This window comes from Gammaproteobacteria bacterium, from assembly GCA_030949385.1.
GTDB lineage: Bacteria > Pseudomonadota > Gammaproteobacteria > JAUZRS01 > JAUZRS01 > JAUZRS01.
On sequence record JAUZSP010000001.1, the window covers coordinates 389,441 to 410,453 of the forward strand.

General features: G+C 50.5%; 17 protein-coding genes and 1 pseudogene. 6 read left to right on the forward strand and 12 right to left on the reverse strand.

The annotated features are described in order from the left end of the window. The first annotated feature begins 30 nt into the window (after nt 1-30). Nucleotides 31-315, forward strand: a complete 285-nt coding sequence (locus tag Q9O24_01870) for a hypothetical protein (protein MDQ7073911.1) — start codon at nt 31-33, stop codon at nt 313-315. Then, nucleotides 312-1,151: a sulfurtransferase gene (locus tag Q9O24_01875; GenBank protein ID MDQ7073912.1), complete on the forward strand. Its 840-nt coding sequence runs from the start codon at nt 312-314 to the stop codon at nt 1,149-1,151. Before Q9O24_01870 ends, Q9O24_01875 begins: the two co-directional genes overlap by 4 nt. On the opposite strand, the gene orn is transcribed toward Q9O24_01875, so the two are convergent. Continuing rightward, nucleotides 1,148-1,711 carry an oligoribonuclease gene (gene orn, locus Q9O24_01880; protein MDQ7073913.1) on the reverse strand — a complete coding sequence of 188 codons (564 nt, stop codon included), beginning with the start codon at nt 1,709-1,711 and terminating at the stop codon, nt 1,148-1,150. The two genes, Q9O24_01875 and orn, sit on opposite strands and share 4 nt — an antisense overlap. Nucleotides 1,712-1,799: 88 nt before the next feature. On the opposite strand from orn, the pseudogene Q9O24_01885 reads away from it, so the two are divergent. The 4 genes and pseudogenes from Q9O24_01885 to rsgA all read left to right on the forward strand — a co-directional run bounded on the left by Q9O24_01885 (nt 1,800) and on the right by rsgA (nt 4,675). Beyond that, a pseudogene (locus Q9O24_01885) lies at nt 1,800-3,055 on the forward strand (M48 family metallopeptidase). After that, entirely contained in the window at nt 3,052-3,378 is a 327-nt protein-coding gene (locus tag Q9O24_01890; protein MDQ7073914.1) for a cytochrome c, read from the forward strand. Before Q9O24_01885 ends, Q9O24_01890 begins: the two are co-directional and overlap by 4 nt. Continuing rightward, nucleotides 3,368-3,706 carry a 4a-hydroxytetrahydrobiopterin dehydratase gene (locus Q9O24_01895; GenBank protein MDQ7073915.1) on the forward strand — a complete coding sequence of 113 codons (339 nt, stop codon included), beginning with the start codon at nt 3,368-3,370 and terminating at the stop codon, nt 3,704-3,706. The genes Q9O24_01890 and Q9O24_01895 overlap by 11 nt, the downstream gene beginning before the upstream one ends. A 9-nt stretch (nt 3,707-3,715) precedes the next feature. Next, on the forward strand, nt 3,716-4,675 hold the full coding sequence (gene rsgA / locus Q9O24_01900) for a ribosome small subunit-dependent GTPase A (GenBank protein MDQ7073916.1): 960 nt from the start codon (nt 3,716-3,718) through the stop codon (nt 4,673-4,675). On the opposite strand, the gene Q9O24_01905 is transcribed toward rsgA, so the two are convergent. The 11 genes from Q9O24_01905 to tgt all read right to left on the reverse strand — a co-directional run bounded on the left by Q9O24_01905 (nt 4,672) and on the right by tgt (nt 20,978). Further along, nucleotides 4,672-5,121 (reverse strand): hypothetical protein, encoded by a 450-nt coding sequence (locus Q9O24_01905; GenBank protein ID MDQ7073917.1) that lies wholly within the window; start codon nt 5,119-5,121, stop codon nt 4,672-4,674. The genes rsgA and Q9O24_01905 overlap by 4 nt on opposite strands. 115 nt (nt 5,122-5,236) lie before the next feature. Further along, nucleotides 5,237-6,559, reverse strand: a complete 1,323-nt coding sequence (gene yegQ, locus Q9O24_01910) for a tRNA 5-hydroxyuridine modification protein YegQ (protein ID MDQ7073918.1) — start codon at nt 6,557-6,559, stop codon at nt 5,237-5,239. 98 nt (nt 6,560-6,657) lie between these two features. Then, nucleotides 6,658-13,095: an OmpA family protein gene (locus Q9O24_01915; protein ID MDQ7073919.1), complete on the reverse strand. Its 6,438-nt coding sequence runs from the start codon at nt 13,093-13,095 to the stop codon at nt 6,658-6,660. 335 nt (nt 13,096-13,430) lie between these two features. Then, nucleotides 13,431-13,607 (reverse strand): hypothetical protein, encoded by a 177-nt coding sequence (locus Q9O24_01920; GenBank protein ID MDQ7073920.1) that lies wholly within the window; start codon nt 13,605-13,607, stop codon nt 13,431-13,433. A 276-nt stretch (nt 13,608-13,883) separates the two neighbouring features. Then, a complete protein-coding gene (scpB, locus tag Q9O24_01925) occupies nt 13,884-14,510 on the reverse strand; it encodes an SMC-Scp complex subunit ScpB (GenBank protein ID MDQ7073921.1) in 627 nt (208 codons plus the stop codon). Then, nucleotides 14,503-15,327 (reverse strand): ScpA family protein, encoded by an 825-nt coding sequence (locus Q9O24_01930; GenBank protein ID MDQ7073922.1) that lies wholly within the window; start codon nt 15,325-15,327, stop codon nt 14,503-14,505. The genes scpB and Q9O24_01930 overlap by 8 nt, the downstream gene beginning before the upstream one ends. A 21-nt stretch (nt 15,328-15,348) precedes the next feature. Then, on the reverse strand, nt 15,349-16,566 hold the full coding sequence (locus Q9O24_01935; GenBank protein ID MDQ7073923.1) for a tryptophan--tRNA ligase: 1,218 nt from the start codon (nt 16,564-16,566) through the stop codon (nt 15,349-15,351). Nucleotides 16,567-16,667: 101 nt separating this feature from the next. Further along, nucleotides 16,668-17,606 (reverse strand): protein translocase subunit SecF, encoded by a 939-nt coding sequence (gene secF / locus Q9O24_01940; GenBank protein MDQ7073924.1) that lies wholly within the window; start codon nt 17,604-17,606, stop codon nt 16,668-16,670. A gap of 11 nt (nt 17,607-17,617) precedes the next feature. After that, nucleotides 17,618-19,495, reverse strand: coding sequence for a protein translocase subunit SecD (gene secD, locus Q9O24_01945; GenBank protein ID MDQ7073925.1), 1,878 nt, complete (start codon nt 19,493-19,495; stop codon nt 17,618-17,620). Between the two features lie 2 nt (nt 19,496-19,497). After that, complete coding sequence (gene yajC / locus Q9O24_01950) at nt 19,498-19,827, reverse strand: preprotein translocase subunit YajC (protein MDQ7073926.1); 330 nt, start codon at nt 19,825-19,827, stop codon at nt 19,498-19,500. 44 nt (nt 19,828-19,871) lie between these two features. Further along, entirely contained in the window at nt 19,872-20,978 is a 1,107-nt protein-coding gene (gene tgt, locus Q9O24_01955; protein MDQ7073927.1) for a tRNA guanosine(34) transglycosylase Tgt, read from the reverse strand. Between the last annotated feature and the right edge of the window lie 35 nt (nt 20,979-21,013).

Below are 21,013 nucleotides of genomic sequence, written 5' to 3' on the forward strand. Positions count from 1 at the left end.
TCCCACAACTGGGATGAACTTCGGCGCTTTATGTGGGATTATGTGGGTATTGTGCGCACCAACAAACGTTTGCAACGAGCAAAAAACCGAATTGAACTGTTGCAAAGAGAGATAAACGACTATTACGGTAACTTCCGCGTCAGCAGTGACCTACTGGAGCTGCGCAACTTGGCACTGGTCGCGGAGTTAATTATTCGCTCTGCCCAACAAAGAAAGGAAAGTCGAGGCCTTCATTACACTCTCGACTACCCAAAAATGTTAAACCAAGCAAAAAACACTCTTTTAACCCCTGCCGAAGACAAAGGAATATCATGAGCACCCCACTTGCTCCTCTTCTGGTCGAAACAAAACAGCTCGAATCACTGCTGGGCAACAAAAAATTATTGGTCATCGATGTCTCACGCCCTCAGGTCTACCGCCACTACCATATTCCAGGCGCAATCCATCTCGACTACACTCAGATCATTCGTTTTGCCCCACCCATTGGCGGTTTGCTGCCCAGCAGCGAGCAATTTAATCGCCTCATGTCTGCCATCGGTTTAACCCCCAACACCCATGTGGTGGCTTATGATGACGAAGGTGGTGGCAATGCAGCACGTCTGTTGTGGACCTTAGAAGCCTTTGGCCACAAACACGTTTCATTGCTCAACGGCGGCCTACACAGCTGGGCGAACGAAGGTCACCCCCTCAGCAACAACCCCGTCTTCCCAGAACCCCAGCCTTATCAAGCCCTCTTCAAAGGCTACAACGTTGCCGACCAAGCGTATATTTTAGAACACCTTGATAACCCTAACGTGCAATTTTTAGACGCCCGCTCCAAAGCGGAATTTGACGGCAGCGAAGCCTACTCAAAACGTTCAGGGCGCATTCCAGGTGCGATTCATTTCAAATGGAGCATCGGCCTTGATCCAACAAAAAACTTACGTTTTCGCTCCAAAGATGAAATATCCACGCTCTTGTTAGCGCGCGGCATCGAGCCTGAACAGGAAGTCATTGTCTACTGCCAAACCCATCACCGATCAGCTCTGAGCTGGTTTATGCTCAAATACCTCGGTTACGCCAAGGTCAGGGGTTATCCAGGATCATGGTCTGATTGGGGCAACTGTGATGACACCCCCATCGAAACCGATCCACAAACAGAACACGACTAAATTTTAAACACCTGCTGGCGATAATATTTCAACTCGTTGATCGAGTCACGAATGTCGTCCAGCGCCAGATGTGAGCTCTCTTTAGTGAAGCCTTTTAAAATCTCCGGTGCCCAACGTGAAGTCAGCTCTTTAATGGAGCTGACATCCAAGTTACGGTAGTGAAAATACTCTTCTAAGGTCGGCATCAGTCGCGCCATAAAACGTCGATCTTGGCAGATGCTGTTGCCACACATCGGAGAGACCCCCTTTGGCAACCACTGCTGTAAAAATGCAATCGTCTCCGCTTCCGCTTCCGCCACAGAATAATCACTCTTCTTAACCCGCTGAGTCAAGCCGGATTTACCATGTTGCTTGGTGTTCCACTCGTCCATCGCCGCCATAGTCTCAATGCTGTGATGAATGGCAATCATTGGACCTTGCGCCAACTCATTCAAATCACCGTCCGTGACCACAGTGGCAATCTCAATGATCTGATCCGACTCTGGGAACAGCCCCGTCATCTCCAGATCAATCCAGATCAAACGTTGCTCTTCCGCTGAGGGCGAAGTTGTTGTACCCATATTAAACTCCTTAAAAAAGTTATGGTCTTATAGAGTTGAAGAATTTGTTATTCTACCCTTCCATATATTAATACAGTTTCTAAACTCTATGAGCACTTTTAGCCTCCTCTTTTTAACCGCATTGGGTCTCAGCCTGCTGATTCGATTCTGGTTAAATCAACGCCAAATCAAACATGTACAGCAACACCGAGCCGCCGTACCCGAAGAGTTTCAACACAGCATTCGTCTGGAGCAGCACCAGACCGCCGCCGACTACACCCTCTGCAAAGCCCGTTTTGGCCGCTGGGATCTGCTCTTGGAACCCGTTTTACTGCTGATTTGGACTTTTGGCGGCGGCTTGGAGTGGCTTGATCAAAGTTGGCAAAGCGCAGGCTGGAGCCCCATCGCCACTGGCATGGCCGTGATTCTCAGCCTCACTGTCATCGGTGCGCTGCTTGATCTGCCTTTTAATCTTTATCGTACCTTTGTCATCGAAGCACAATTTGGCTTCAACAAAACCACCCCAACGCTGTTTGTACAAGACACGCTCAAAGGCACCCTGCTGATGCTTCTATTGGGCTTGCCGCTGATCTGGGTGGTGCTCTGGCTGATGAACGATGCCGGTGAACAGTGGTGGCTCTACACCTGGTTGGTCTGGATGAGCTTCAACCTCTTTATCCTCTGGGCTTACCCCAGCATCATCGCCCCCCTGTTCAATAAATTCTCCCCCCTAGAAGACGGTCCATTGAAAGAGCGCATCGACAGCCTGTTGCAGCGCTGCGGTTTTAGCAGCAACGGCATTTTTGTGGTGGACGGTTCCAAACGCTCCGGCCACGGCAACGCCTATTTCAGCGGCTTTGGGCGCAACAAGCGCATCGTTTTTTTTTCGATACCTTGCTGGAGTCCCTCACCCCGTCACAAGTGGAGGCCGTCTTGGCGCACGAACTGGGGCATTTCAAACGCAAACACGTACTGAAAAACATCATTTTAATGGCCGCCATGAGTCTGGCCGGTCTGGCTCTATTGGCATGGCTGATGGCCTCAGAGTGGTTTTACAGTGGCTTGGGCGTCTCTACCCCTTCAACCCACATCGCCTTGCTGTTGTTTATGTTGACCATGCCCGTCTTTAGCTTCTTTTTGCAGCCCTTAACCGCGCTCTTTTCACGCAAACACGAATTTGAAGCCGATGAATTTGCAGCCCAAAACAGCTCAGCAGAAGAATTAATTACCGCGCTGGTCGGTCTTTATCGCGAAAATGCCAGCACATTAACCCCCGATCCGTTATATTCGTCTTTCTACGATTCGCATCCTCCGGCCTCGATCCGCATTGCGCATCTCAATCAACTGAAAGGAGTTTCCTCATGAAACTGTCCCACACCGCATTGGCTTGCGTGCTTGCCTTAATCACCAGCCCCGCTCTTGTCTTAGCCGACAGCGACGACGGCAAAGAGCTGCACGATGAATCGTGTGTTCGCTGTCACGGCAGCAGCAACTACACCCGCGACAATCGCAAAGTCACGTCACTGCCCGCACTGGGAACACAGGTACGGATGTGCAAAACCAATCTAGGATTGACTTGGTTTGATGATGAAGTAAACGACGTTATTGGTTACCTCAACAAAGAGTACTACCACTTCGACATGGCCAAAAAAGACGACCACAACAAGAAAGACCACCATGAGCACTGATCTACGCCAAGCCAAATGCCAGCCCTGTGAGGGCGGCGTTGAGGCCATCTCTCTGGAAGCCGCTCACAACTTAATGCCACAAATCAAAACATGGCAACTAAACGAAAACGGCAAAGAGATTCAACGGACGTTTACATTCAAAGACTTTCACCAAACCATGGCGTTTGTAAATGCCTTGGCTTGGGTGGCTCACCGCGAAGACCACCACCCTGATTTGGAAGTCGGTTACAACCGCTGCTTGGTGCGCTACAGCACCCATGCCATTGGTGGCCTGTCACACAACGATTTTATCTGTGCGGCAAAAATCGACGACCTTGTAGCCGATTAAGCCAATATTGTGAGAAAAATTCGCAACCGAAAAAACAGAGATGCACCTACTCCGTCCAGAGTGACCGACACCAGCAACGACCTCAGTGGCCGCGTGATTGCCAATTATGGTGCCACCCTCGCCTTTGAAGACGAACAGGGCGGCATTCACCGTGCCGTAGCGCGCAAACGGGTTGGTTTGCCCGTCTGCGGTGATCGTGTCACATGGCAGCCTCAAACCCGGGGCGACAGCGTTATTACCGGCATCGAAGCGCGTCAATCGGTGCTGGAACGCCCGGACCATCGCGGCCACCCCAAAGCCTTGGCGGCCAATTTCAGCCGCCTGATTATTGTCAACGCCCCCTCTCCTGGCATCAGTCCAGAAATGATCGACTGCTTTTTGGCCGCCGCCGAAAGCATGGGCGTCACCCCACTGCTGGTGATCAACAAATCCGATCTGCTCTCTACGCAAGAACGAGAAAAAGTCGGCCAACTGCTAAAACGCTACCGAGAGTTGGGTTATAAATCACTGCTGGTCAACACCCTTGACGGGGATGGTTTAGACCCCTTGCGCCAAGCTCTGCATCAACAGACTGCCATTTTTGTCGGTCAATCGGGGGTGGGGAAATCATCCATTATTCAGCATCTGCTGCCCGAACGAGAAATTCGCGTCGGCGCACTTTCACAAGCCACTGGGCTGGGGAAACACACCACCACCACCACCATTCTCTACCCCCTTCCCGACGGTGGAGAACTGATTGATTCACCTGGAGTGCGAGAATACTCGCTGGAAAACTTCAGCCAGCCCCAAATTGCACGAGGGTTTCGAGAATTCGATGAGTTAGCACCCTTCTGCAAATTCAACAACTGCACTCATCTGGTCGAACCCAACTGCGCTGTGCAAACCGCTGTGACCCAAGGCAAAATTGATTCACAACGCATGTTTAACTACCAGAAAATCTGTGCTTCACTGAAAAACAGCTCACACTAAAAACCGCCTTCTCGAATCTTTGCCAAGGCCTCTTGCAACGCCGCTTGATCGCCGTCCATCAAGGTACGATCCGCCTCTAGCTCCGGTTCTTCATGAATATTATTCGCACGACGTAACTTCGCTAACGAATCTGAAAAATCCTCACTGCCCGGCTCCGAGGGTTCATCCAAAACAAAATCGGGTGCCGGTGCCAACGTCTGATGCTGCTCCTTTTCTACCCCATGAGCACGCCGAACGGCGGCCAATGCGGCTTTTAACGCTCCCAGATCTTCCTCTACCACCGTCTCGTCGGCATCAAACGACAACACTTCATCATCTTCAGATGCAAAATCCACCCCCTGTTCTCGAATACAGCGTATCGCCTCTGTTAAATCAGACTCGCTGTCCAACAACGTCTCTTCCAGATCAAGATCCACCTCTTGATCTATATTTGATTCTCTCTTCACCTTACCCACCTCAATAAAAACTGATGTCGCTAGGAAAGACTATTTTTCCCACAAAAAGATCCACACTACAAGCCATTGAATGGCTTTTATCTGCAAAAAAGCACTAAAAATCAGATTATGTCAGATTTATCGTTAAAAGATCCAGTTTGGAGGCTGCTTGGGGGGTCTTAATTTTGACTCGATAACCGCCACCAGGCACCACATCCATATTATTTCCTTTCAAGTCCCACACTTCACCCAAAGTGAAGGTCTGATTACCTTGCGGAGAGAGCAATTCCAAACTGTCACCTACGGAAAATTTATTTTTCACCTCAATGGTCGCCAATTGAGTTTCTTCATCGTAAGCACTTATTTCACCGACAAAACGCTGCTTGTAAGAATCCGAATGGGATTCAATCAAATTCTGTTCCGCCTGAGTATGGTGACGCTGATAAAAACCATCGGTGTAACCGCGATTGGCCAAGTTTTCTAAAATCCCCAGCAGCTGCGGATTAAAGGGTTTACCTTCCACCGCATCGTCAATGGCGCGTCGATAGACCTGTGCCGTGCGTGCTGCATAATAATGTGACTTGGTGCGTCCTTCGATTTTGAGTGAATTCACCCCCAGCTTGACCAAATTATGTACGTGTTCGACCGCACGCAGATCTTTGGAGTTCATAATGTAAGTGCCGTGTTCATCTTCCATCACCGGCATCAATTCACCTGGGCGTTGCGGCTCTTCCAGAAACACCGGCAAATCAGCCATCGGGTGACGTGCTTCCGGCTGCGGTGCCACAATTTCCTGCTCAGCCGGTCGCCAAACACCATCCACGCCCTCCTCGGCGGGGCTCATTTTATAATCCCAACGACACGAGTTGGTGCAGGTGCCTTGATTCGCATCTCGATGGTTAAAATAACCGGACAACATGCAACGCCCTGAATACGCGATGCACAGTGCCCCGTGTACAAACACCTCCAGCTCCATCTCTGGCACCTGCTGGCGAATCTCAGCAATGTCATCTAAGGAAATTTCTCGTGAGAGGATCACCCGTTCAATGCCCACAGACTGCCAAAATTTAACCGCCGCATAATTAACCGTATTGGCCTGCACCGACAGATGAATGGGGATTTCCGGCCACGCCTCACGCACCAAAAAAATCAAACCAGGATCGGCCATGATCAGCGCATCGGGTTTCATCTCGATCACCGGCGCAAGGTCACGCATAAAGGTTTTTAATTTGGAGTTGTGTGGCATGACATTACAGGCGACAAAAAACTGCTTGCCCTGCTGATGGGCTTCGGCAATTCCGATGGCCAAATTTTCTGCGTTAAAGTCGTTGTTGCGTACCCGCAAGCTGTAACGCGGCATCCCCGCATACACGGCATCAGCCCCATAAGCAAAAGCATAACGCATGTTTTTCAAGGTTCCAGCAGGGGAAAGCAGTTCAGGGGAATTCATAATCGACACAACAACAGGTAATGGAAAGGCCTAATTTTACGGCTTGGCTCCTTTTTAACCAAGCACTACCTGCTTATTTCGACAAGAGACTCTCCCAGTCAATGACGCTGCAACACATGAATCTCCACACGGCGGTTAATTCTGCGCCCTTTTGAAGTCTTGTTATTGGCAATGGGATCTGACTCACCGTAGCCCTTGGCCACCAAACGTTCGGCATTAACGCCTTTTTGGATTAAATACTTCACCACCGCTTCGGCTCGTTTTTGTGACAAAGCGCGGTTGTATTGCGCCGCGCCCTGACTGTCGGTGTAACCGGCGATCTCCACGGTGATTTTGCCATGTTGGATCAACTTGGTGGCGATCATATTCAACACTGAACGCGACTTTGTATTTAAGTTGGCAGCATTAAGCTTAAAGTTAATCCCTCTAACCACATGGCTTTTAAACACCGCACAACCCTGCTCATCCGTCCACATGGTTTTCAGACTGCCCTGACAGCGATCCAAATAATCGGGAATGCCATCACCGTCGCTGTCCTGAGGACAACCAAAGGCATCCACCAACACACCAGACGGCGTCGCCACGCAACGATCATTGATATCAGGAACCCCGTCACCATCACTGTCGGGCATCTGTAACAATTCTGGTTCAGCGGGATGAGGGAAATTAAACGCTTTGGTTTCCGCAATTTCTTCTCGACGACCCAAAACCAAACGCAACCCCAATGAAAGGTAGTTGGCATCTTTATCAAAACTACTGTAATCCAAAGTGATGCCCAGACGCGGCAAGGCATACCAAACCAGACCAATACCAAGATGCAGCCCCAAATTATTTAATTTTTCATAGACAATACGGCTGTTATCCACCGAGTTCTCGTTGTAATGCAGACCCGCTTTAAGGTAAGGCGCAAACGTGGGTTGGTGGCTCAATGGAAACCAGTCCAAACTCGCCCCATAAAATTTATAATTCAATTTACCTTGTAAATTCACCGCCGGATTTTGATGTTTGATCCGTGCAAAACCGCCATCAATCGCAAAAAATTCCAGCGCAAATTGATCCAATAGATGCCGCCCCATCAACAAACCCACACCGCTGCTGTTTTTATCCGCCACCACTAAACCACTTTGATTTTCACGCGGAGTTAACTCTGTTAGGCCGCCATTGATACCCACATACCAATTCGGCCTGCTGTGGTTTTCTTCCTCCGCATTAACGCCGCTAAAGAAAACAAGCAACGACAAGACAAGCACCGTTTGCAAGCGTCGTTGACGCAACATCAACAAAGAAAACAAAAATAAAATACCCGATGAGGCCAATGAACCCACCCCCTGTAAAGCGGACTGCAAAACATAAACACCCTCTCCCACCTCACCACTTTGCAAGGTCACACCGCCCAACAAGACCTCTTGATTATCAGACCAACCGTTGCCATTTTGATCGACAAAGCCATCTACTTGACCGTCATTATTAACATCCGTAGCACCTGCCTCCAAAACGCTGGCAATGCCATCGCCGTCGCTGTCTAGATCTTGGTAATCCGGCAGACCATCAACATCACTGTCCGGCAACGGCAGAGGAGTCCCTGCCAAGTTAGGATCAACGCTGTCCGCCAGACCGTCACCGTTCAGATCCAATAGATCATCCAAACGACCGTCACCATCGACATCGCTGCCACCGCCTTCCACCACATCCGCCAGACCGTCGTTATCCGTATCCAGATCCAGATAATTGGGCACCCCATCACCATCCAGATCACCAAACCCCTCTTCTGAATTAGGAATTCCATCACCATCGGCATCCAGATCCAGACTGTTCACAAGACCGTCGCCGTCACTGTCGGCATCCAAAACATTACCAAACTGATTCGGCAGCTGATCTGCCGTGGAAAGAATGCCATCACCGTCGGGATCAACCATAAGATCAATCGCACCATCGCCGTTGCCGTCCAGCGCCTGCAAAGAGACACGGACAATATCAAATTGCCCATCGTCATTGGAGTCGCTGTCCAAATAGTCCGGCAACAGATCCGCATCACGGTCAGGAGCAACATCAATCACAGCGCCGTTATCCACAAAACCATCTTGGTTCACATCACTCAAACCGGCTTCCAAAACATCATGCAGACCGTCGTTATCGCTGTCCAGATCATGGCCATCAATCACCCCATCGCCATCGGAATCGGGGCGCTGAAAATCATCATCAATGCCATCAAAATTCAGATCAAAACCACCCGTCACAGCAACATCCAGAGCATCATCCAGACCGTTTTCATTCAGATCTTGCTGTGCCAAACCGCTTTCCAGCGCATCGCTCAAGCCGTCGTTATCGCTGTCCACATCGCGATGATCTTCCAGACCATCGCCATCAGGGTCAGCAAACTGCACCAAGTCATCAATGCCGTCCCCGTTCAGATCCAGACCTTCGGTAAAGTCCACATCAAAGCCATCATCAATGCCGTCGTGATCCAGATCCGACCCCAGAGCTGGGCTCTCTAACAGGTCGGGCAGACCGTCATTATCCGAGTCCGTATCCCGATAATCTGGCTCACCATCGCCATCGGTGTCACGCGGAACAACAGACAAAAAGGGCGTTTCCAACAAGTCTGGAATGCCGTCATTATCGCTGTCACGATCCAAGTAATCCGGCAGACCATCCGCATCAAAATCAACCCCCAAACCCGCACCCTCAATCAAATCGCTTATGCCATCGCCATCACTGTCTGCATCCAGTGCATTAACCAAACCGTCACCATCCAGATCGTGCCGATTGGACTCCAGCGCATCAATCAAACCGTCGCCGTCACTGTCCAGTGGTGTTGTGCTGTCTCCCACCTCCAGACCATCACCAATCCCATCTCCATCGCTATCAAACAGCGCCGGATCAGTGCCTAACAGAACCTCATCGTTATTGCTCAGGCCATCGCCATCCGAATCAAACAGGCCACAAGCCACTGTCGTCGCACTCGGCAAACAGGGGTTTTGATTATCAATATCGACTTGGTCAACAAAGGTATCGCCATCGCTGTCGAGGAGATTGGAGTCCAGCACATCAAAAATACCATCACCATCGCTGTCCAGTGGTGCAGTGACGTTTGTTCCCACCTCCACCGCATCCAACAAACCATCACCATCGCTGTCATTGCTGTTGGCATTAATACCCAGCGCCGCTTCTTGAGCGTTACTCAAACCATCGCCATCGGCATCGCAACTGGGAGCAGTTGGATTTGGAATACAGAAGTCGGCATTGCCTGGATCCAACTGATCCACCACACCGTCCAGATCCGAATCCAAGATATTGGAGTCCAGCGCATCGATAATGCCATCGCCATCACCATCAAGAGGCGCATTAACATCAGCTCCAACTTCAGCGCCATCCAGAATGCCATCGCCATCGCTGTCGCTTGAATTTGGGTTCAGATTAAGCGCAGTCTCTTCAACATCGGTCAAACCATCACCATCAGAGTCAAGAAGACAGGACGCGACCAAATTGCTTGGCAAACAGGGGTTACTGTTAGCAATATCTTGCTGATTGTTCACCCCATCGCCATCTGAATCCAAAAGATTCGAATCCAACGCGTCAATAATGCCGTCGCCATCGAAGTCCAACGGGGCATTGAGATTTAGACCCACCTCAACTGCGTCCAAAACACCATCTGTATCACTGTCGTTTGAATTTGGATTCGTTCCCAAGGTGACTTCTTGGCCATCGCTTAAGCCATCGTTATCACTGTCGGCCACATTAGGATTGGTGCCCAGAACAACCTCTTGTGCATTCGTTAAACCATCGCCATCGGCATCGCAACTGGGGGCAGTTGGGTTCGGAATACAGAGGTCTGCATTGGCCGGATCCAGCTGATCCACAACACCGTCCAGATCTGAATCCAGAGTATTGGAGTCCAGTGCGTCAATGAAAACATCGCCGTCGCCATTCAACGGATTATTAACATCAGCACCGACTTCAACACCATCCAGAATGCCGTCGCCGTCTGTGTCGTTGTTATTCGGGTCGGTGGTTAATGTCGCTTCTTCGCCGTTGGTTAAACCATCGCCATCGGCATCGCAACTAGGAGCCGTTGGATTAGGAATACAGATGTCTGCATTGGCCGGATCCAACTGATCCACAACACCGTCCAAATCGGCATCCAGAATGTTGGAGTCCAAAGCGTCAATGATGCCATCGCCATCACCGTCAAGAGGCGCATTAACGTTGCCCACTTCGGTCAAATCCAGAATGCCGTCGCCGTCTGTGTCGCTTGAATTGGGATTGGTGCCTACTGTGATTTCTTGACCATCATCAAGCCCATCACCATCGCTGTCGGCCACATTTGGATTGGTGCCCAGAACAACCTCTTGTGCATTCGTTAAACCATCGCCATCGGCATCGCAACTGGGGGCAGTTGGGTTCGGAATACAGAGGTCGGCATTGGCTGGATCCAACTGATCCACAACACCGTCCAAATCGGCATCCAGAATGTTGGAGTCCAGCGCATCGATAATGCCATCGCCATCACCATCAAGAGGCGCATTAACATCAGCTCCAACTTCAGCGCCATCCAGAATGCCGTCGCCGTCTGCTGTCGCTTGCGTATTCGGGTTGGTGCTTGCAATGATCGCTTCTTCGCCGTTGGTTAGGCCATCGTTATCGGCATCACAACTGGCCGCTGCGGCGCTCGGAATACAGGCATCTAAATTGGCCTTATCCAGCTGATCCACAACACCGTCCAGATCAGCATCCAGAATATTGGAGTCCAGTGCGTCAATGATGCCATCGCCATCACCATTCAACGGATTGTTAACATCCGCTCCCACTTCAACACCATCCAGAATGCCGTCACCATCACTGTCGCTTACGTTTGGATTGGTGCCTGCAATGATTTCTTCGCCGTTGGTTAGGCCATCGTTGTCGGCATCACAACTGGCCGCTGCGGCGCTCGGAATACACGCATCTAAATTGGCCGGATCCAGCTGATCCACAACACCGTCCAGATCAGCATCCAGAATATTGGAGTCCAGTGCGTCAATGATGCCATCGCCATCACCGTCAAGAGGCACTGAAACAACCGGCCCTACTTCAACGCCATCCAAAATGCCGTCGCCATCGCTGTCGTTTGAGTTCGGGTCGGTATTAATCGCCAATTCTTCAGCATAACCAAGCCCATCAGCATCAGAATCACAATTTGCCGCCGTCACGCTCGGGATACAGCTGTCCACATCATCAGGATCAAACTGATCAAAAGCACCATCACCATCCGTATCAAAAATGCTCGACTCTATCGCATCATTTTTACCGTCATTGTCCGCATCGTTCGGTGTCGCAACCACACCCGCTTCAACATCATCACGCGCACCATCACCGTCTGTATCAACCAAATTTCGATCGGTTGTCAGCCTATCCTCATCGCTATTAATCAAGTTATCGCCATCAGAATCAAAAGCAAGACAGGCGGCATTAGCTCCAGCGGGCGCACAAGGATCCGCATCAAAAGCATCATCTTGATCGGACGCCCCATCACCATCGACATCGTTTAAACGAGATTCGAGCGCATCAATTTTTCCATCACCGTCGCTGTCATTAGGTGCAGCAACATTGCCCACTTCCACATCATCTCGATCCGTGTCGCCATCGCTGTCCTGATCTGTTGGATTGGTACCAAGAGAGGCTTCATCCGCATCGCTCAAGCCATCACCATCCAGATCCAGCACCCCCACCCCTGATGTATGCACAAAGGTTCGTACCGCAATCGTCTGCTCAATCGGATTCCCAACCGCATCAAGGTGAAACAGTTGTGAATAGAGCGTATAAACCCCTGAAACACCCGCAAGTGGATAGGTCAAACTGGCCAGTTGCGTCACCGTCGAACCGGCAACCAAACCAACAAACTGCCTCTCAAAGACAGAGGCAGAGTTGCCATTCGGATCTACCACACTCACATCAAGCAGATAGTCACCGCCTGCTATGGCATCTATGATCGTCTCGGTATTGACTTGAATATTGGCCACATTCAGTGGATCGCTTACCGCATCAATAACAGAAAAGCTTCGAATATTACCTTTATCAATAGGCCCACCATCAAGCACCAGCTGCCCCCAATCCAGCTTTACAAGAAATCCCGCCCCCACTGTAATCTGCACTAAATTAGCGCCCACTTTGATCAACGCAGGATCAACCACAAAAACCGACGTGCTCCAAACCATATTGGCTCCATTTAAGAAACCAAGAGCCACCCCATTGAGAGTGACGTTATCAATTTCGCCCGCTTCTTCATCCACATCAAACGCGCGCAGAGTCAAATACACCGATGTTGTGGGCAGCGGTGCAACAACGTTGATATTAAATTCAATTGGGTGAGTAGGCTCAAACCAAAAAACGTCTTTATCGAGATCGCCATCAGCGACACCGGTAGCAGCGTTATTTTCATTATCGGTGGTGGTGAGGTAACTGGTACCCGCAAAAACAGAGGCAGGAAAAGAAAATAAGAACAACAAAACAACCAACAACAGACAATGTTGGCGTACAGCAGAAAAACCGAAACACATAATCCAATCCTAGCGAAGAGATCTTTAATCGAATCCAATTGACTAAAGCCCATTCCCTGGCGTTTTTACATGAGTCGGTACACTGAAAAAATATGTCCTCCCTTTCTGCTGTCCATTAGCAACTACCCAGAAGCATTACTCTCGCTATCGGATAGAAAATAGACTGCCGATTCTATCACAAAACCGATACTTTTTACGAAAAGCGGTCTGACATCACAGGAGGAGGAAAAGGGAAAAACAGAACAGACGAGAGCCTACGGACACACAAGCAGACTCTTGATCAACAGCAGAAACGACAAACACACACAATTATATGAGAAATAATGCAAGAGCCATCAAGGTTTTATATAGCCCTTCGAATGCATATCAGCCACTCCATGATCCACATTGATGCTGCTTGATTGCAATCGTTCATTCGCCGCAACACCCATCACAATCCATGACAACAAAATCAAACAGAGCGCCCAAAACCAAATTGGCCGTCTTTTTTTAACATGGTAAACCTCAGTCATCGCATCATCTCCCTCTGATCATCATGGACAAACATGACTCCCATGCCACATTTACCACGCCAAAAAAGTAATTTAGTACCTATCCATACTAGGATTTGCATAAGCAGAAGCAAAATTCACACCTACAACCTAATCTTTCATGATAAACGACAATCAAAGTCTGCTTAGTCATAAAGAATAAGAAATGGCGGCCATTGTCAAACAACCTTTCTGACAAATATCTAATAAAAAAGGATTATGAGAGGTTTTTTTTACCGTGATGAAACGAAGGGCGGTCTAGTTTGTCTCTTGTGGGGTCTCAGAAACCGGATCAGCGGGCTGCGCCACCAACTCCAATTCAGCCTGCACACGGTCCAGATCTTGCAAATCCTTGAGAGTCGGCATCTCATCCAGTGAACCGACATTGAAATAGTCCAGCAAGACGCGCGTGGTACCAAACATCGCCGGTTTGCCAGGCACATCCTTATAACCCAAAATCTTAATCCACTCACGCTCCTGCAAGGTTTTAATGATCTGGCTACTGACACTGACCCCTCTCACTTCCTCGATCTCAGCCCGTGTCACCGGTTGACGATAGACAATCAGCGCCAAAGTCTCCAACAACGCACGAGAATAACGCGGCGGTTTCTCCTCCCAAAGACGCGCCACCCACGGTGCCAACTCCTCTGGCACCTGCAGACGATAACCACTCGCCACCTGTTTCAGCTCCATGCCACGCTCAGAGAGTGATGCTCTGATCTCAGCCAAAGCTCTTGTCACTTGATCTGCGCTTGGTTGCGGCTGATCCTCTGGAAACAGAGCCAATAACCGCTTCAAGCTCAGCGGTTTTCCTGCTGCCAACAGAGCCGCCTCAAGAATGCGCTTCAATAACGGCGTTTCAATCTGTGTGTAAGACTCAGTCATCTGCTCGTACCGTCATTCTGGTTCGCAAATAGATCGGCGCAAACTCTTCTGCTTGCACCAATTCAACCAAGGACTCTTTAATCAACTCCAAACTGGCCAACAAGCTCACCACCACCCCCAAACGCCCCTCTTCTGGCTTAAACAGCTGAGTAAACTCAGTAAATTCATCGGCTTTAAGTGTGCTCAAAATCGCACTCATACGTTCACGAACCGACAACGCTTCTTTCTCAACCGTATGGCCGTCAAATAATTTAGCGCGTTGCAAGACATTCTGAAAAGCCAGCAGCAGATCTTTCAGCGCCAGATCCGGCAAGGGACGCGCACTGTCAGCAACCGGCACTTCCAACGTCACTGGATAAAGATCGCGCTCCATTCTGGGCATCGCCTCCAGATCTTCCGCTGCTTGCCGAATGCGTTCGTACTCCTGTAAACGACGCACCAACTCGGCACGCGGATCCTCTTCCTCCTCTTCCCCTCGCACCGGAGGCAATAACATGCGCGACTTGATCTCCGCCAACATCGCGGCCATCAGCAGGTATTCTGCGGCTAACTCCAATTTCATCCCACTGACCAAGTCAATGTACCCCATGTACTGACGGGTAATATCCGCAATGGGAATATCCAATATATCTAAGTTTTGCCGCTTGATGAGGTAGAGCAGAAGATCCAAAGGGCCTTCAAACGCCTCTAAAAACACCTCCAAGGCATCGGGGGGAATATAAAGATCTTTAGGTAAAACGGTCAGAGGCTGCCCCTGCACAATGGCGAAGGGCATTTCTTGTTGCGGAGCAGAACACTCCGCCGCTTCGGCAGTCATAAACGCACTCTTAAAACAAGCTTAACGATAACTCAAACCCACCGCTTTACGCACTTCCTTGATGGTCACAATGGCCATATCACGAGCGGTCTCATTGCCCTCAGCAATGATTTCACGCACCAAGGAGGGGTCTTCGTTGTACTCCTTGGCGCGCTCCTGCATCTCGGAAAGTTCTTTCACCACCGCATCAATCACCGGCTGTTTGCAATCAATGCAACCAATGGCGGCGGTACGACAGCCTTCACAGACCCACGCTTGGGTGGTTTCATCAGAATAGACCTGATGAAATTGCCACACAGGGCATTTTTCTGGCTCTCCGGGATCGGTGCGCCGCACTCGACTCGGATCCGTCGGCATGGTACGCAGCTTTTTTTCCACCACCGCCGGATCATCTCGCAACGCGATGGTATTGCCATAGGACTTGGACATCTTCTGCCCATCCAGACCCGGCATTTTTGAGGCTTTGGTCAGCAGCGATTGCGGCTCCGGCAAAATAATCCGCCCCGAACCTTCCAAGTAACCAAACAGACGTTCTTTATCGCCCAAGGAGATGTTTTGCTGCGACTCCAACAGCGCCCGCGCCACACCCAAGGCCTCTTGGTCACCCTGTTCTTGGTAACTTTTACGCAGCTTGCGATAAAGCTTGGCGTTCTTTTTACCCATCTTATTGATGCCGTCTTCGGCCTTTTTCTCAAAGCCTTTTTCACGCCCGTAAAGATGGTTAAAGCGCCGCGCCACTTCGCGGGTCAGCTCAACGTGCGCCACCTGATCTTCACCCACCGGCACCAGACCGGCTTTGTAGATCAAAATATCGGCGCTCTGCAACAGCGGATACCCCAAAAACCCATAGGTACCCAGATCCATGCTCTTCAAACGTTCTTGCTGATCTTTGTAGCTCGGCACCCGCTCCAACCACCCCAAGGGGGTCATCATCGACAACAGCAGATGCAGCTCCGCGTGTTCCGGCACTTTGGACTGCATAAACAGCGTCGCTGAACCTGGGCTAACACCGGCAGCCAACCAGTCCACCACCATATCCCAGCTGCTCTGTTCGATCACGCTGGGGTCTTCGTAGTGGGTGGTCAAGGCATGCCAATCCGCCACAAAAAAGAGACAATCATAGGTGTGTTGCAGCTCAACCCAGTTTTTCAGTACACCGTGATAGTGTCCTAAATGCAATTGGCCGGTTGGACGCATACCCGAGAGCACACGTTGATGTTGTGTTGGAACGGAATTCAAAAAGCTTCTCCCAAAATTAAAAGCCTCAAACGGAAGGCTTTCGCCAACCCCACCTGAGGCTCTATTTTGATGATTTAAGTAAGGTAAAACGTGATAAAAAACTAAGGGCTTTCATCCAGATCGGCACCCTCTTTCTCCACCGGCATCAGATCTTGTTTGGTTAAACCCAAAGCGATCAACGAGGTACTTGCCACAAAAATGGAAGAGTAGGTTCCCACCACCACTCCCACAATCAAGGCCAAAGAGAAACCGGCAATCACTTCGCCACCGAGAATAAACAGCGCCAACAGCACCAACAGGGTCGTTAACGAGGTAATGATGGTTCGTGACAGAGTTTGATTGATGGAGCGATCAATGACCTCTTCCGGCGTGCCGGTGCGCATCTTACGGAAATTTTCTCGAATACGATCAAAGACCACAATGGTGTCGTTCAAAGAATAACCAATCACCGCCAACAGCGCCGCCAAGACACTCAGATCAAACTCAAACTGCAACACCGAAAAGACCCCCAAAGTGATGATCACATCGTGAATCAAAGCCGTCACCGCACCTACAGAAAAGCGCTTTTCAAATCGCAACGCCACATAAATCAAAATGCCGATCAAAGCGTACAGCACCGCCAAACCACCCTGTTCCTGCAGCTCTTCGCCCACCTGAGGGCCGACAAATTCAACCCGCCGCATGGAAATTTCACCTGCGTAAGCGCTTTGCAACAGCAGCAACAATTCATCACTCAAGGTGGCGCTATTAACTCCTTCACGAGGAGCCAGACGCACCAGCACCTCTTTGGCCGAACCAAAATGCTGCACCGTGGTGTCTTGATAACCGTCTTCAGCCAAGGCTTGGCGTATCGGCTCCAACTCCACCACCTTGTCGTAACCGACCTCGATCAAATAACCACCGGTAAAATCAATCCCCAATTCCAGACCACGGGTGGCCAAACTGAGCAGCGAAATCACCACCAAAGCAATGGAGAAAAACATCGCCATTTTGCGTTTCGCCATGATTTCATAACGACTTTTACTGTCGACCACTTGCATAATTTTATTCCTTAGATCGCCAGACGTTTAATGCGTTTGCCGCCGTAGATCAAATTGATCAACATCCTTGATCCCATAATGGCGGTGAACATGGAAGTGATAATGCCGATGGAAAGCGTCACCGCAAAGCCTTTAATCGCCCCCGTACCGAAGCTGAACAGCACCACCGCCGCCAGCAGCGTGGTAATGTTGGCATCGGCAATGGTGACAAAGGCTTTGTCGTAACCGGCACTGATGCTGGCCTGAATGCTGTTACCGGCACGCAGCTCTTCACGAATACGCTCAAAAATCAGCACATTGGCATCCACCGCCATGCCGACGGTCAGGACGATGCCCGCAATGCCAGGCAAGGTCAACGTGGCCTGCAAAATAGAGAGCAGCGCCACAATCAACACCAGGTTCACCACCAACGCGATGTTGGCCACCAAACCAAACACGCGATAATAGACCGCCATAAAAATCAGCACCAAACAGAGACCGATCAAGACCGAGTTAAAACCTTGATCAATGTTATCTTGACCCAAGCTTGGCCCAACGGTGCGCTCTTCGATGATCTCCATTGGCGCTTTCAGAGCACCCGCACGCAGCAGCAGCGACAAATCACGGGCTTCGGTGGTGCTCAAACCACTGATCTGAAAACGGTGACTGAGCACGTCACGAATGGTGGCAATGTTGATCACCTCTTCCACATGACGTTTCTCTTTGATCCATTTGCCATTGACGAATTTTTTATCGTAACGGGTCTCAATAAAGACCACCGCCATCGGCTTGCCGATGTTGGTGCGACTGATTTTCTTCATCCGACTGGCACCCTTGCCATCCAGATTGATATTGACGTTCGGCGATCCCGATTGGCTGTCCAGACCCGAGGCAGCACCTTTGATCTGATCACCGGTGACGATCACTTGGCGTTTCAATAGCACCGGAGAGCCATCACGTTCGTGATAAAGGCGCGAATTAGCCGGAGTACGCCCCGACTGCTCCGCCCCGACCCAATCGGTATAAGAGCCGTGTACCAAACGAAATTCCAGCGTTGCCGTGGCACCCAAAATTTCTTTGGCACGAGCGGTGTCTTGCACCCCAGGCAGTTGCACCACGATGCGCTCTTTGCCCTGTTGTTGAATGATCGGCTCGGCCACACCCAACTCATTGACCCGGTTACGCAAGGTGATGATGTTCTGCTGCAAAGCCGATTTACGCTCTTCTTCCATCGCCGCTTCGCTCAAAGAAGCCAACACAAACGCCGAACGTGCATCTTCGGTGATCTTATACTCCAGATCACGAAACTCCTTTTTCAAACGCGCCTCTGCCGCTTCCGCTTTGGCCAAATCAGCAAAGCGCATTTTAATCACCCCCGACCGGAGGGTGATGCCTTGATAACGAATTTTTTCAGTGCGCATAAAACTGCGCAACTCACTGCGATAACCGTCTTGGGATTTAGCAATCGCAGCGGCCATGTCCACTTCCATTAAGAAATGAACCCCACCGCGCAGATCCAGCCCCAAATACATCGGAGCCGCCCCCAATGAGGTCAACCAGTCGGGGGTTGCGGGTGCTAGATTCAAAGCAATCACATAATTGTTGCCCAACTTGGCCGCAACCAACTCTTTGGCTTTCAACTGCGTTTCGGTATCAGCAAAACGAATCAACAAGCGACCGCTTTTTTGCTCGACACGGTACTCTTGAATGCCGCCTTCCTTCAATGCGTCTTCCGCTTGAGTGGCCACCGTGTTGCTCATCTCGCCACTGCGTACCGAGATTTGCAACGCCGGATCTTCACCATACAAGTTCGGCAGAGCGTACAAGCCCAAGATCAGCACCAATGAAACAATGAGCAGATTTTTCCAAAATGAGTAGTGGTTTGCCGCCACACTTTGAGCAACTTGCATGATTAACCCTTTTTCATCGTGCCTTTTGGCAACAGGTTAGCCACCGCCTGCTTCTGGATTTTCAACTCAACACCCTCAGCCACCTGCACGGTGAACATATTCTCACCCACGGCAGTGATTTTACCGATTACACCACCGCTTGTAGCCACCTCATCGCCTTTGCCCAACGCTTCAACCATCGCTTTTTGTTCCTTTACCTTTTTCTGTTGCGGACGGATAAAGAGAAAGAAAAAGACAATCAACAACAAAAAGGGAAACAGCAAGCCCATAAAACCGCCGTCTTGAGACTGAGCGCCGCCTTCGGCCATCGCACTGGAGATAAAAAAGTCCATAAGGGTTCCTCGTTAATCGCTAGGGGAAAAATGAAAGGCGCGCATTATGACACGCCTCGGTTGAAGGCGGCATAAAAATCGCGTCGAAACTGAGCAAACTGCCCCTGTTCAATCGCATCGCGCAGTGATTTCATCAGCGCCTGATAATAATAAAGATTATGAATCGTACTCAAACGGGAGCCTAAAATCTCACCACACTTGTCCAGATGGCGCAGATACGCACGGCTGTAATGTTGGCAGGTGTAACAACCACATTTTTCATCCAAGGGGCGCGTATCCTCGGCGTAACGGGCATTGCGAATCCGCAGCACCCCTTCTGAAGTGTACAAAAAGCCGGTGCGTGCGTGACGGGTGGGAATGACGCAATCAAACATATCCACCCCCTTTGCCACCGCCTCGATGATGTCACCTGGCGTACCCACCCCCATCAAATAACGGGGCTGCGTCTCAGGCAACTGCGGCAAGGTTGCCTCCAAAATCATCAGGCGCTCCTCTTCAGTCTCGCCCACCGAGAGACCACCAATGGCGTAACCGTTAAAACCCACCTCCCGCAAAGCGGCAACGGACTCAGAACGCAGCTCGGGGTACATGCCGCCCTGCACAATGCCAAACAGCGCCGAAGGATTATCGCCATGCGCTTGCTTGCTGCGCGCCGCCCAACGCATGGAGAGCTGCATGGAGGTTCGAGCTTGGCGTTCCGTGGCCGGATAAGGGGTGCATTCATCAAAGGACATGACGATATCCGCGCCTAAATCACGCTGCACCTGCATCGAGGTTTCTGGATCTAAAAAGATCTTCGAGCCGTTCACAGGCGAGCGAAAAGAGACCCCCGCCTCGCTGATTTTGCGCATCTTGGCCAAACTGAAGACCTGAAAGCCACCGGAATCGGTCAAAATCGGCCCTTGCCAGTGCATAAAATCGTGCAGATCACCGTGCTTTTTGATGATCTCCGTACCCGGGCGCAGCATCAAATGAAAGGTGTTGCCCAAAATAATCTGCGCACCCAACCCCGTCAGCTCTTCGGCGGTCATCGCCTTGACCGTTCCGTAGGTACCCACGGGCATAAACGCTGGGGTCTCCACCGTACCGCGAGGAAAATTCAAACGCCCACGACGCGCATCACCGTCCTTGCCCAGCAGTTCAAAAGTCATAAACGAATCGTTATTGGCCGAGTCAGCCTTATTCG